We start from the raw sequence: 11866 nt of genomic DNA on the forward strand, positions 1-11866 counted from the left end.
GCAACGCGTCATTTCTTCGTCGCCAAACCAGCCAAGGCCAAAATCATGTCACGCCGCATTTCCCCCGTCATACCCGGCTTCGGGCTGACGCTGGGCTACACCCTGGTGTACCTCAGCCTGTTGGTGCTGATTCCACTGGGTGCCATGTTCGTCCACGCCGCCCAACTGAGTTGGGCCGAATTCTGGGCCATCGTCAGCGCACCACGGGTGCTGGCCGCGCTCAAGCTGAGCTTCGCCACCGCCTTCGCCGCCGCCGTGCTCAACGGCGTGATCGGTACCCTGCTGGCCTGGGTGCTGGTGCGCTACAGCTTCCCCGGGCGCAAGATCATCGACGCGATGATCGACCTGCCCTTCGCCCTGCCCACCGCCGTGGCCGGCATCGCGCTCACCGCGCTGTACGCCCCGGCCGGCCTGGTCGGCCAGTTCGCCAGCGAGCTGGGCTTCAAGATTGCCTACACCCCGCTGGGCATCACCCTGGCGCTGACCTTCGTCACCCTGCCCTTCGTCGTGCGCACCCTGCAGCCGGTGCTGGCGGACATTCCGCGCGAGGTCGAGGAGGCCGCTGCCTGCCTGGGCGCCCGGCCTTTTCAGGTGTTCCGCCACGTGCTGCTGCCAGCCCTGCTGCCGGCCTGGCTGACCGGCTTCGCCCTGGCCTTTGCCCGTGGCGTCGGCGAGTACGGGTCCGTCATTTTTATAGCCGGCAATATGCCGATGAAGACCGAGATCCTGCCGCTGCTGATCATGGTCAAGCTCGACCAGTACGACTACCACGGCGCCACCGCCATCGGCGTGCTGATGCTGGTGGTGTCCTTCACCTTGCTGCTGCTGATCAACCTGCTGCAGCGCCGCATCGAACGCCCGTAAGGAGGCCGCCATGAGTAGCACCGTTCTGTCGTCCTCCACCCTGGCCAACGACCGCCGCCGTGGCAGCGCGCTCGGGCGCCGCGCGCTGATCGCCGGGGCCTGGCTGGCCTTTGCCCTGTTCCTCCTGCTGCCGCTGCTGGTGGTGCTCAGCGAAGCCCTCAAGCTCGGCTTCGGCACCTTCTTCAGCGCCCTGCTGGAGCCGGACGCGCTTGCCGCGCTACAGCTGACGCTACTCGCCGTGGGCATTGCCGTGCCGCTCAACCTGGTGTTCGGCGTGGCCGCCGCCTGGTGCGTGAGCAAGTACGAGTTCCGTGGCAAGAGCCTGCTGGTGACCCTGATCGACCTGCCGTTCTCCGTCTCGCCGGTGATCGCCGGTCTGATCTACGTGCTGCTGTTCGGTGCCCAGGGCTTCTTCGGGCAGTGGCTGCAGGAACGCGATATCCAGATCATCTTCGCCCTGCCCGGCATCGTCCTGGCCACCATCTTCGTCACCGTGCCTTTCGTCGCCCGCGAGCTGATTCCGCTGATGCAGGAGCAGGGCACCCAGGAGGAAGAAGCCGCGCGCCTGCTCGGCGCCAGTGGCTGGCAGATGTTCTGGCACGTGACCCTGCCGAACATCAAATGGGGCCTGATCTACGGCGTGGTGTTGTGCGCCGCGCGGGCCATGGGCGAGTTCGGCGCGGTGTCGGTGGTGTCCGGGCATATCCGCGGCTACACCAACACCCTGCCGCTGCACGTCGAGATTCTCTACAACGAATACAACCATGTCGCCGCCTTCAGCGTCGCCAGCCTGCTGCTGGCCCTGGCGCTGATCATCCTGCTGCTCAAGCAGTGGAGCGAATCCCGTCTGCCCCGTCTCAAGTCTGCTGATGAGGAATAAGCCATGAGTATCGAAATTCGTAACGTCAGCAAGACCTTCGGCGCCTTCCGCGCGCTCAACCAGATCAACCTGGATATCCACAGCGGCGAGCTGGTGGCCCTGCTCGGCCCGTCCGGCTGCGGCAAGACCAGCCTGCTGCGCATCATCGCCGGCCTGGAGACGCCGGATGCCGGCAGCATCCAGTTCCACGGCGAGGACGTGTCCAACCACGACGTGCGTGATCGCAACGTCGGCTTCGTGTTCCAGCACTACGCCCTGTTCCGCCACATGACGGTGTTCGACAACGTCGCCTTCGGCCTGCGCATGAAGCCCAAGGGCGAGCGCCCCTGCGAGCGCGAGATCGCCGAACGCGTGCACGAGCTGCTCGGCATGGTGCAGCTCGACTGGCTGGCCGACCGCTACCCGGAGCAGCTGTCCGGCGGCCAGCGCCAGCGCATCGCCCTGGCCCGCGCCCTGGCGGTGAAACCCAAGGTGCTGCTGCTCGACGAGCCGTTCGGGGCGCTGGATGCCAAGGTGCGCAAGGAGCTGCGCCGCTGGCTGGCGCGCCTGCACGAGGAAGTGCACCTGACCAGCGTGTTCGTCACCCACGACCAGGAAGAAGCCATGGAGGTGGCCGACCGCATCGTGGTGATGAACAAGGGCAGCATCGAGCAGATCGGCTCGCCGGCCGAGGTCTACGAGCAGCCGGCCAGCGACTTCGTCTACCACTTCCTCGGCGACGCCAACCGCCTGCACCTGGGCGACGACCAGCACCTGCTGTTCCGCCCGCACGAGGTGTCGCTGTCGCGCCTGGCCATCGACGAGCACCGCGCGGCGCAGGTGCGCGACATCCGCCCGCTCGGCGCCATCACCCGGGTGACGCTCAAGGTGGAAGGGCAAGACGAGCTGATCGAGGCCGAGGTGATCAAGGATCACGCCAGCCTGAGCGGCCTGGCACGCGGCACAACGCTGTATTTCCGCCCGAGGCTCTGAAGGGGGCTAGGCGAACGACCTGCCCGGCCGCCTAGCACAGATCGGCGTGTGCCATCCGGACGGCGTCAAAATTGCGATTAAATTCACTCTTTTGGCTCATCCTTTGCTATCAGGATGCGCAGTAGGCTGTTGTTACTGCGTCGGGACCTGAACGGCACCCTCCGCATCCGCGCCGAGAAAAATAATAAGGAGCGACCGGGGATGAAACGTAACCCTTTGATTAAGCTGTATTTTTCATTGGCTTTTGGGCTACTGACGGCCTTTTCCGCGGTGGCCCAGGCCGCCGCCATGACCGCTGCCGAGCAAGTACAGATCTATGCCTCCCGAGCGACCAGCAGCCTGCTGCTGCTGCGCGGCGAAGGCTTCCAGGAAGCCCACAAGGCACGCCTGGAGCAAGATATCGCCGAACTGGAAACCGCCGCGCAGAACGCCATGAGCGCCAGCTCGGAAATACCCGGTCTGACCACCAAACTTGTTACCCAGTTACGCCTGGGTGTTTCCTTTGGCCCCAACGAAGACGACATGCCCTGGGCCTACCCCCAGGATCTCGCCCAGGCACTCCGTGAAGTATTGAGCACTGCCCGCAGCGTGCCGAATGCCGATCCGGCGGGCGAACTGCCGGCCAAGGTTGAATACCTCGGCGTGCAGTACCTGAGCCGCTCCTACATCGGCAGCTTCGAAATCGCTCGCGAGCAGACCGATAACTACATTGGCCAAGACGAGCGCCAGCTCGTCCCGCAAATCGACGCCGAGTTGGGCCAGCTGAACAGCAAGGGCAATAGCTCAGTGGCCAAGCTGAAGACCCGCTGGAAATTCCTGCGCGCCGCCCTGATCGACATGAACAGCGGCAGCAACGCCCTGGCCAGTGCCTCGGGTCGAGCCTTCGCGCCCACCACGGTGGATCGTCACACCCGCTCGCTGACCGATCAGTGGATCAGCCTGGGCCAGGTCGCAGGAGCACCATAAGTCACTGCGCGCAAAAAAGCCGGGCACTGCCCGGCTTTTTCTTGCCCGCTCGATCAGGCCTGTAACGCCTCGCGCACGAAGTCCAGGCGGTCCTGACCGAAGAACAGCTCGTTGCCGACGAACATGCTCGGTGCACCGAACACGCCACGCTTGACCGCCTCATCGGTGTTGGCCTTGAGCTGGTCCTTGACCTCTTGCTCGGCGCTCCAGGCCAGCAGCTGCTGGGCATCGAAACCTCCCCCGACCAGCACCTCGGCCAGCACGGCAGGATCGCCAAGGTTGCGCGCCTGCACCCACATGGCTTCGAAGATCAGCGTGAGAAACGCCTCGAAACGCTGCGATTGATGCATCTGCATCGCCACCGCAGCACGCATCAGCCCCAAGGTGTTGATCGGGAAGTGCGGGTTGAACTGCATCGGCACCTGGTAGCGGCGGGCGAAACGGGCCAGGTCCTGGAGCATGAAACGCCCCTTGGCCGGGATGGTCACCGGCGAAGCGCCACCCGTGGCCTGGAACACCCCGCCGAGCAGCATCGGCTTGTACACCAGGCTCGCGCCGCTTTCGGCGCACAGCGCCGGCAGCTGGGTCCAGGCCAGGTAGGTGGCGGGGCTGCCGAAATCGAAATAGAACTCGACGGTTTTGCTCATGGAGTTTTTCTCTTTTTTGCTTGTTGTTGTCTGCTCGGGGTCGAGGCTGAGCGAGCGGCGCTCAGGCTAGGAGGCGGGTCGGGGAGAAAGCGCAGTTGGCTGCAGCCAATGAGCATTTCGCACCGGCACGCCAACGACGCATCAGCGCCGCGCAGCCAGCCGTTACCAGCGCTCCATCCAGGGGCGCAGATCCAGCTCAAAGGTCCAGGCATCGCGCGGCTGGGCATGCAGGAACCAGTAGTTGTCGGCGATATGCGCGGGATCGAGGATGCCGTCCTGCGCCTTGCGCGCGTACATCTCGGGGAAGCTGTCGCGGATGAAGGCGGTATCGATGGCGCCGTCCACCACCACATGGGCGACGTGGATATTCCGCGGTCCCAGCTCGCGCGCCATGCTCTGCGCCAGCGCGCGCACGCCATGCTTGGCGCCGGCGAAGGCGGCAAAGTGCGCCGCGCCGCGCAGGCCGGCGGTGGCCCCGGTGAACAGGATGGTGCCGCGCCCACGCACGACCATGCGCCGCGCCACCGCCTGGGCAGTGAGAAAGGCCGAGAAGCAGGCCATCTCCCAGATCTTGAAGTACTTGCGTGCCGTCTCGTCGAGGATGCTGCAAGGCACGTTGGCGCCGATATTGAAGACGAAGGCCTCGATCGGGCCGATATCGCGTTCGATCGTCTCGACCAGTTCAGCCACCGCCTCTTCCTTGCGTGCATCGGAGGCAAAGCCATGGGCCTCGCCGCCCGCCGCGCGGATCTCATCGACCAGCGGCTGTAGCTTGTCGGCACTGCGCCGGGTCACGCAGGCCACATACCCCTCGCGGGCAAAACGCTTGGCGATGGCACCGCCGGTCGCGTCACCCGCACCAATGACCAGCACCACTTTCTTGTCGTTGCTCATGCGCCACCTTTACTAAACGATCACTTAGTAAACGAACGTTATGCTATGCTTCCAACACCCGTCAAGCAGAGAGTCCGTCATGCGTTATTCCGCCGAACACAAGGCCCAGACCCGCGAGAAGCTGCTGACCAGCAGCGGCGCACTGGCCAAGCGCGGCGGCTTCGCCGGCACCGGCGTGGACGGCCTGATGAAGGCCATCGGCCTGACCGGCGGCGCCTTCTATGGCCACTTTGCCTCCAAGGATGAACTCTTCGCCGCCATCGTCGAGCGCGAGCTGAGCCAAAGCCTGACCTTGCTCGGCAGCGAGGATGCCAGTCGCGACAAGCTGAAGCGCTGCCTGGACCTGTACCTGAGCCTGCAGCATGTGGAACAGCCGGACAGCGGCTGCGCCATCCCCACCCTGGGGGCCGAAATCGCCCGCGCCGACAGCAGCGTGCGCGAGCGCGCCGAGCATTGGCTACTACGCCTGCAGCAGGCCTGGGCCAGGGAACTGGCCGATCCGCAACTGGCCTGGGCGATCCTCGCCCAATGTGTCGGTGCGCTGGTCGTGGCCCGTATGCTGGCGAGCCCGCCGCGACAAGCCGAGGTGCTGACCGCCAGCAGAGCGATGATCGACCGCAGCCTGGATTGACTCAGGGCAATGCCGGCCTGCAGTTATCGGGCTAGCGTTGCATCCAGCGCTAGATGACTCGCTGGTCGTCGGCATTATCTGGATAAAAATCGGGCAAACCGTAGAATGCGCGCCGCCATATTGGCGCCATTACTTTGCCACTACTCGAGTCATCCATGTCCGCCTCGGCCGCCAGCCCTGAAATCCTCATTGCCGAAGCAGACCCCTGGACTGCCGAACTGCTGACCCAGCTCGTGCTGGATGTGCGCAGCGATGCACGCGTCCAGCGCCTGGACGATGGCACAGCCGCGCTCGCCAGTTGCAGGCGCCGCCTCCCCGACCTGGTGATTGCCGATGGCGAGCTGCCCGGTGTCGACGGTATCGAGCTGTTGCGCCAACTGCGGCGCCACCCGAGAACCCCCGCCCTACCCTGCATCCTGATCAGCCGCCGGGTCGACACCCAAAGCGTGCGGGCAGTGCTGCCCCTCGCCCCGACCGCCTATCTGGCCCGCCCCTTCAACGCCGAACTGTTGCGTCAGAAGATTGCCAGCCTGTTACCGGCGGCCAACGCGGCCAACCTCCCGGCCAGCAAAGCCCTGCCGGCAGCCAGCCTGGAGCAGTACCTCGACGAGGTACGCGAAGAAGGCCAGGGTGCGCCACTGTTGAGCGAGGTACGCGACGCGGTCAGCGCCTGCCTGCAAGCCGCCAACAGCGACTTGGGCAGCCTGGCCCGCGACTTTGCCCGCGACCCGCAAATCACCGCACGCCTGATCGCCGCCGCCAACAGCGCCGCCGAACAGCGCAGCGGCATCTGCCAGACCCTGACCCAGGCCATGCAACGCCTGGGCATCGCCCACAGCCTCAATCTGGTGCTGGGGCTGGCCGTACAGCGCAACGCCCGCCTGCAGGACCCGCGCCTGCGCGAAGCAGCCACCCAGGTCGGAGACCGGGCCCAGCAATGCGCGGAGCTGGCCCACTGGCTGGCTGCACAACTGCGCCTCGACCATGAGCTGTGCTACACCGCCGGCTTATTGCACAACATCGGCGAACTGGCACTGCTGCGCAGCCTGCAGGACTGGCTGAATCTGGGCGGGGAACTGAGCGACGAACAGATCGCTGCCTGCCTGAACAAGCGCGCCTCAGGCTTCGGCTCGGCCTTGCGCATGCGCTGGCGCCTGCCACTTGGCCTGCGCGAGCTGATCGCCGCGTTCTACCAGCTCGGCAGCGGCGTATTCAGCCGCGAAGCCCTGGTACTCAACCTCAGCGCCGCCCTGCTGGAGCTGCCTGCCGACGGCAACCCGCAAGCACTGATCGAATCGCGACCTGCTCGCCTGCTACGCCTGCGCAGCGAGTTGCTGCATGGAGTGCCGACGCACTTGCGGCGTTCGGCCTAGCCGGCTTCTGCTGCCTGACGCAGGCCAGCGAGGTCGATAATCTCGATTTCGCCATAGGTCAGGCGCACCACGCCGCGCACCTGCAACTCCTTGAGAATCTGATTGGTCGTCTGCCGCGACAGCCCGAGCATCAGCGCCAGCTGCTCCTGAGCCAGGTGCAGTGTCTGCCGCGGTCCAATCTCGCCGTAACCCTCCGCCATCAGCAGCAGACGCTGCGCCAGGCGCTGGGCGGCGGGCAGCAGGCTCATCTGCTCCAGGGCGATAAAGGTCAGGCGCAGCTTTTGACTCATCAACAAGGCGAAATCCCGCCAGTAGCCGGGCTCGCGCTCCAGCATCTCCAGCAGAGCAGCCTGCGGCACCTGCAGTAGACGGGTCGGACCTTCCGCATAGGCGTCATGGGTACGCGGCTGACCATCGAACAGGGAAATCTCGCCAAACCAGTAGGGCGCCTCGACCAGGGTCAGCAGGGCTTCCTTGCCGTCCCGACCGACCGCACCGACCCGCATCATGCCCTCCAGCACAGCGTACAGGCCGCAGGGCGGATCACCGCGACAGAACAGACGCTGACCCGGCTCAAGCCGGAGCAGGCGCGCCTTGTCCAGCAGGGCGGCACGCAAGGCCGGCGGCAGGTGGCTGAACCACTGGCCGCTTTGCAGCAGGGATAGATAGGTGGCGGGATTATCGGGCATGGGCTTTGTCGCCTAACTGACAGTCGTGTATCGGCTGCTGGCGCGATCATGCCAGCAACCTGCCTTGCTGAGGACCATAACAATGAAAACCCTCGTCGATCATCTCGCCCAATACGCCGAATACCACCGCGACCGGCGCAACATCCTCAGCCACTTCATCGGCATTCCGATGATCGTGGTCGCAGTCGCCATCCTGCTGTCGCGCCCAGGCTGGGACCTTGCCGGCCTATGGGGCTCGCCGGCACTGCTCACGGCGTTGGCTGCCGGCATCTTCTACCTGCGCCTGGACCTGCGCTTCGGCCTGCTCATGGCAGCCCTGTTGGCGCTGTGCCTGTGGGCCGGCGCCACGCTGGCCCAGCAATCCACCCTGGTCTGGCTAGGTAGCGGCCTAGGCCTGTTCGTGGTCGGCTGGATCATCCAGTTCATCGGCCACTACTACGAGGGGCGCAAACCGGCCTTCGTCGACGACCTGATGGGGCTGGTGATCGGCCCGCTGTTCGTGGTCGCTGAGCTGGGCTTCCTGCTCGGCCTGCGCCCAGACGTGCAGGAAGCCGTGGAAAAGCGCGCCGGCCCGACCTGCATTCGCCCGCGCAAGGCGCTGGCGTGACAGGCCCTGCCGGCAGCAGGTAGTGCCTCTGCCGGCATCACTACAAGAACGACTCCGTCTGTCGACTTTGCGACATCCGCCTGCGTATTGGCTGTGACTGACAAACGGTCATTCAGCTCCCTGATAACCAGCAATCCCTTTGTTCATCCGCAATTTAGCGCCATCCCAGCGCTGACGGCACTTTGCAGGGCGCGCGACAAATATTTGGTCACCGCGTGACTTGTAGTTATTCCACGGTGCCGCTTCATAAATTCTTGATGCCCCTGCCAATCGCCTGCACAATGCCGCGCCCGCCCTGTTGTGGGGCGGTTTGTGCTGATCCCCTTTTTGCCCGCGTACCAGCGTAGTAGGCGGGTTCACCTAAAAGATCACGCAGGAGATTATGAAGTGCACATCGGTGTTCCTCTCGAGACCCACGCCGGGGAGACGCGGGTTGCCGCGACGCCCGAGACCGTCAAGAAACTGGTTGGCCAAGGCCATCAGGTGACCGTCCAGGCGGGTGCCGGCGTCAGCGCCAGCATCCCTGATAGCGCCTTTGAAGCCGCCGGCGCGGCCATCGGCAACGAGTCCGCCGCCTTCGGCGCCGACCTGGTGCTGAAAGTGGTCGCCCCGACCGAAGCCGAACTGGCCCACATGAAGTCCGGCGCTGTGCTGGTCGGCATGCTCAACCCGTTCTGCAACGACACCATCGCGCGCATGAATGCCCGCGGCATTACCGCCTTCGCCCTGGAGGCCGCCCCGCGCACCTCCCGCGCGCAGAGCCTGGACGTGCTGAGTTCGCAGGCCAACATCGCCGGCTACAAGGCCGTGATGCTCGCCGCCAACCACTACCCGCGCTTCATGCCCATGCTGATGACCGCCGCCGGCACCGTGAAGGCCGCCCGCGTGCTGATCCTCGGCGCCGGTGTCGCCGGCCTGCAGGCCATCGCCACGGCCAAGCGCCTGGGTGCGGTGATCGAGGCCTCGGACGTGCGCCCAGCGGTGAAGGAGCAGATCGAGTCGCTCGGCGCCAAGTTCGTCGACGTGCCGTTCGAGACCGATGAAGAGCGCGAGTGCGCCCAGGGTGTCGGCGGTTACGCCCGCCCGATGCCGCAATCCTGGATGGAGCGTCAGGCCAAGGCCGTGCACGAGCGCGCCAAGCAGGCCGATATCGTGATCACCACCGCGCTGATCCCGGGCCGCAAGGCACCCACCCTGCTGCACGAGGCCACCGTTGCCGAGATGAAGCCGGGCTCCGTGGTCATCGACCTGGCCGCCGCTCAGGGTGGCAACTGCCCGCTGACCGAGGCCGAGCAGGTCGTGGTCAAGCACGGTGTGACCATCGTCGGCCACACCAACCTGGCCGCGCTGGTGCCGGCGGATGCCTCCGCCCTGTACGCCCGCAACCTGCTGGACTTCCTCAAGCTCGTGATCGACAAGGAAGCCCAGTTCCAGCTCAACCTCGAAGACGACATCGTTGCCGCCTGCCTGATGTGCAAGGGCGGTGAAGTCGTGCGCAAGAACGGTTAAGGAGTCGCGAGATGGAACTGATCTCCCCCAGCATCTACAACCTGATCATCTTCGTGCTGGCCATCTACGTGGGCTACCACGTGGTCTGGAACGTCACCCCGGCCCTGCACACCCCGCTGATGGCGGTGACCAACGCGATTTCCGCGATCGTCATCGTCGGCGCCATGCTGGCCGCCGCCTTGACCGTGACCCCGCTGGGCAAGGCCATGGGCACCCTGGCCGTGGCCCTGGCCGCGGTCAACGTGTTCGGTGGCTTCCTGGTCACTCGCCGCATGCTGGAAATGTTCAAGAAGAAGGCGCCCAAAGCCAAGGCGGAGGGCAAATAAGATGAGCATGAACCTGATCACCCTGCTGTACCTGGTCGCTTCCGTCTGCTTCATTCAGGCGCTGAAAGGCCTCTCCCACCCGACCACCTCGCGCCAGGGCAATGCCTTCGGCATGGTCGGCATGGCCATCGCCGTGGTCACCACCATCTTCCTGGTGTTCAAACTGGCCGCGGAAATGGCCGAAGGCGGCGCCGCCACTGGCCTCGCCTACGTACTGGTCGGTCTGCTGGTCGGCGGCACTGCCGGCTCGATCATGGCCAAGCGCGTGGAAATGACCAAGATGCCGGAACTGGTCGCCTTCATGCACAGCATGATCGGCCTGGCCGCCGTCTTCATCGCCATCGCCGCAGTCGTCGAACCGCAGTCGCTGGGCATCGTCGCCAACCTGGGTGATGCCATCCCGGCCGGCAACCGCCTGGAGCTGTTCCTCGGCGCGGCCATCGGTGCCATCACCTTCTCCGGTTCGGTGATCGCCTTCGGCAAGCTGTCGGGCAAGTACAAGTTCCGTCTGTTCCAGGGCGCCCCGGTGGTGTTCAAGGGCCAGCACATGGTCAACCTGGTCATCGGCCTGGCGATCCTGGCCCTGGGCCTGTACTTCACCTTCACCGGCAACATCACCGCCTTCGCCATCCTGGTGGCGCTGGCCTTCGTCATCGGCGTGCTGATCATCATCCCGATCGGCGGCGCCGACATGCCGGTGGTGGTGTCGATGCTCAACAGCTACTCGGGCTGGGCAGCGGCCGGTATCGGCTTCTCGCTGAACAACTCGATGCTGATCGTCGCCGGTTCGCTGGTCGGCTCCTCGGGTGCCATCCTCTCGTACATCATGTGCAAGGCGATGAACCGCTCGTTCTTCAACGTCATCCTCGGCGGCTTCGGCGCCGATGCCGACGCCGGCGGCCCGGCTGGTGCCCAGCAGGAGCGCAACGTGAAGTCGGGCTCCTCCGACGACGCCGCCTTCCTGCTGACCAACGCCGACACCGTGGTCATCGTCCCGGGTTACGGCCTGGCGGTGGCCCGTGCCCAGCACGCGCTGATGGAGCTGGCCGAGAAGCTGACCCACCGCGGCGTGACCGTGAAGTACGCGATCCACCCGGTTGCCGGCCGTATGCCGGGCCACATGAACGTCCTACTGGCCGAGGCCGAAGTGCCCTACGAGCAGGTGTTCGAGATGGAAGACATCAACTCCGAGTTCGGTCAGACCGACGTGGTGCTGGTGCTCGGCGCCAACGACGTGGTCAACCCGGCGGCGAAGAACGATCCGAAGTCGCCCATCGCCGGCATGCCGATCCTCGAGGCCTACAAAGCCAAAACCATCATCGTCAACAAGCGCTCCATGGCCAGCGGCTACGCCGGTCTGGACAACGAACTGTTCTACATGGACAAGACCATGATGGTGTTCGGCGACGCGAAGAAGGTCATCGAAGATATGGTGAAGGCGGTCGAGTAAGACGCTTTCCCCACCCACAAAAAACCCGGCCATGTGCCGGGTTTTTTGTGGGTGTTTG

Annotated in this window: 13 protein-coding genes; 10 read left to right on the plus strand and 3 right to left on the minus strand. The window is 65.1% G+C overall.

Annotation, left to right across the window (positions count from 1 at the left end; genetic code table 11):
* Positions 1-45: 45 nt before the first annotated feature.
* The 4 genes from cysT (at position 46) to ACF8C6_RS16870 (ending at position 3682) form a co-directional block, all read left to right on the plus strand.
* Positions 46-864, plus strand: a complete 819-nt coding sequence (cysT, locus tag ACF8C6_RS16855) for a sulfate ABC transporter permease subunit CysT (protein WP_392500331.1) — start codon at positions 46-48, stop codon at positions 862-864.
* Between the two features lie 10 nt (positions 865-874).
* Positions 875-1744: a sulfate ABC transporter permease subunit CysW gene (cysW, locus tag ACF8C6_RS16860; RefSeq protein ID WP_392500332.1), complete on the plus strand. Its 870-nt coding sequence runs from the start codon at positions 875-877 to the stop codon at positions 1742-1744.
* Between the two features lie 3 nt (positions 1745-1747).
* Entirely contained in the window at positions 1748-2716 is a 969-nt protein-coding gene (locus ACF8C6_RS16865) for a sulfate/molybdate ABC transporter ATP-binding protein (RefSeq protein ID WP_392500333.1), read from the plus strand.
* 201 nt (positions 2717-2917) lie between these two features.
* On the plus strand, positions 2918-3682 hold the full coding sequence (locus tag ACF8C6_RS16870; protein ID WP_392500334.1) for a hypothetical protein: 765 nt from the start codon (positions 2918-2920) through the stop codon (positions 3680-3682).
* A 53-nt stretch (positions 3683-3735) separates the two neighbouring features.
* Here the strand turns inward: ACF8C6_RS16870 and ACF8C6_RS16875 are convergent, their stop codons facing one another.
* Together ACF8C6_RS16875 and ACF8C6_RS16880 are read right to left on the minus strand one after the other, a co-directional pair.
* Entirely contained in the window at positions 3736-4329 is a 594-nt protein-coding gene (locus ACF8C6_RS16875) for a 2-hydroxychromene-2-carboxylate isomerase (RefSeq protein ID WP_392500335.1), read from the minus strand.
* A gap of 162 nt (positions 4330-4491) precedes the next feature.
* The gene (locus ACF8C6_RS16880) at positions 4492-5223 is read right to left on the minus strand and encodes an SDR family oxidoreductase (RefSeq protein WP_392500336.1); all 732 of its coding nucleotides are present in this window, start codon (positions 5221-5223) and stop codon (positions 4492-4494) included.
* A 79-nt stretch (positions 5224-5302) separates the two neighbouring features.
* On the opposite strand from ACF8C6_RS16880, the gene ACF8C6_RS16885 reads away from it, so the two are divergent.
* Together ACF8C6_RS16885 and ACF8C6_RS16890 are read left to right on the plus strand one after the other, a co-directional pair.
* A complete protein-coding gene (locus tag ACF8C6_RS16885) occupies positions 5303-5854 on the plus strand; it encodes a TetR/AcrR family transcriptional regulator (RefSeq protein WP_392500337.1) in 552 nt (183 codons plus the stop codon).
* 155 nt (positions 5855-6009) lie between these two features.
* Complete coding sequence (locus tag ACF8C6_RS16890; RefSeq protein ID WP_392500338.1) at positions 6010-7227, plus strand: HDOD domain-containing protein; 1218 nt, start codon at positions 6010-6012, stop codon at positions 7225-7227.
* Here the strand turns inward: ACF8C6_RS16890 and ACF8C6_RS16895 are convergent.
* Positions 7224-7916, minus strand: coding sequence for a Crp/Fnr family transcriptional regulator (locus tag ACF8C6_RS16895; RefSeq protein WP_392500339.1), 693 nt, complete (start codon positions 7914-7916; stop codon positions 7224-7226). The two genes, ACF8C6_RS16890 and ACF8C6_RS16895, sit on opposite strands and share 4 nt — an antisense overlap.
* Positions 7917-7998: 82 nt before the next feature.
* Between ACF8C6_RS16895 and ACF8C6_RS16900 the strand changes: the two genes are divergently transcribed.
* The 4 genes from ACF8C6_RS16900 (at position 7999) to ACF8C6_RS16915 (ending at position 11808) form a co-directional block, all read left to right on the plus strand.
* Positions 7999-8523 (plus strand): DUF962 domain-containing protein, encoded by a 525-nt coding sequence (locus ACF8C6_RS16900; protein ID WP_392500340.1) that lies wholly within the window; start codon positions 7999-8001, stop codon positions 8521-8523.
* Between the two features lie 387 nt (positions 8524-8910).
* Positions 8911-10032: a Re/Si-specific NAD(P)(+) transhydrogenase subunit alpha gene (locus ACF8C6_RS16905; RefSeq protein WP_392500341.1), complete on the plus strand. Its 1122-nt coding sequence runs from the start codon at positions 8911-8913 to the stop codon at positions 10030-10032.
* Positions 10033-10043: 11 nt separating this feature from the next.
* Entirely contained in the window at positions 10044-10358 is a 315-nt protein-coding gene (locus tag ACF8C6_RS16910) for an NAD(P) transhydrogenase subunit alpha (protein WP_021700956.1), read from the plus strand.
* Between the two features lies 1 nt (position 10359).
* Positions 10360-11808, plus strand: coding sequence for an NAD(P)(+) transhydrogenase (Re/Si-specific) subunit beta (locus tag ACF8C6_RS16915; protein ID WP_392500342.1), 1449 nt, complete (start codon positions 10360-10362; stop codon positions 11806-11808).
* Positions 11809-11866 lie beyond the last annotated feature (58 nt).

It is taken from the genome of Pseudomonas sp. zbq_18 (assembly GCF_043102245.1).
Taxonomy (GTDB): domain Bacteria; phylum Pseudomonadota; class Gammaproteobacteria; order Pseudomonadales; family Pseudomonadaceae; genus Aquipseudomonas.

Excerpts from the sequence above, each read along its gene's own strand:
- cysT (WP_392500331.1), top strand. The coding sequence starts at position 46 with ATGTCACGCCGCATTTCCCCCGTCATACCCGGCTTCGGGCTGACGCTG.
- cysW (WP_392500332.1), top strand. The coding sequence starts at position 875 with ATGAGTAGCACCGTTCTGTCGTCCTCCACCCTGGCCAACGACCGCCGC.
- ACF8C6_RS16865 (WP_392500333.1), top strand. The coding sequence starts at position 1,748 with ATGAGTATCGAAATTCGTAACGTCAGCAAGACCTTCGGCGCCTTCCGC.
- ACF8C6_RS16870 (WP_392500334.1), top strand. The coding sequence starts at position 2,918 with ATGAAACGTAACCCTTTGATTAAGCTGTATTTTTCATTGGCTTTTGGG.
- ACF8C6_RS16875 (WP_392500335.1), bottom strand. The coding sequence starts at position 4,329 with ATGAGCAAAACCGTCGAGTTCTATTTCGATTTCGGCAGCCCCGCCACC.
- ACF8C6_RS16880 (WP_392500336.1), bottom strand. The coding sequence starts at position 5,223 with ATGAGCAACGACAAGAAAGTGGTGCTGGTCATTGGTGCGGGTGACGCG.
- ACF8C6_RS16885 (WP_392500337.1), top strand. The coding sequence starts at position 5,303 with ATGCGTTATTCCGCCGAACACAAGGCCCAGACCCGCGAGAAGCTGCTG.
- ACF8C6_RS16890 (WP_392500338.1), top strand. The coding sequence starts at position 6,010 with ATGTCCGCCTCGGCCGCCAGCCCTGAAATCCTCATTGCCGAAGCAGAC.
- ACF8C6_RS16895 (WP_392500339.1), bottom strand. The coding sequence starts at position 7,916 with ATGCCCGATAATCCCGCCACCTATCTATCCCTGCTGCAAAGCGGCCAG.
- ACF8C6_RS16900 (WP_392500340.1), top strand. The coding sequence starts at position 7,999 with ATGAAAACCCTCGTCGATCATCTCGCCCAATACGCCGAATACCACCGC.
- ACF8C6_RS16910 (WP_021700956.1), top strand. The coding sequence starts at position 10,044 with ATGGAACTGATCTCCCCCAGCATCTACAACCTGATCATCTTCGTGCTG.
- ACF8C6_RS16915 (WP_392500342.1), top strand. The coding sequence starts at position 10,360 with ATGAGCATGAACCTGATCACCCTGCTGTACCTGGTCGCTTCCGTCTGC.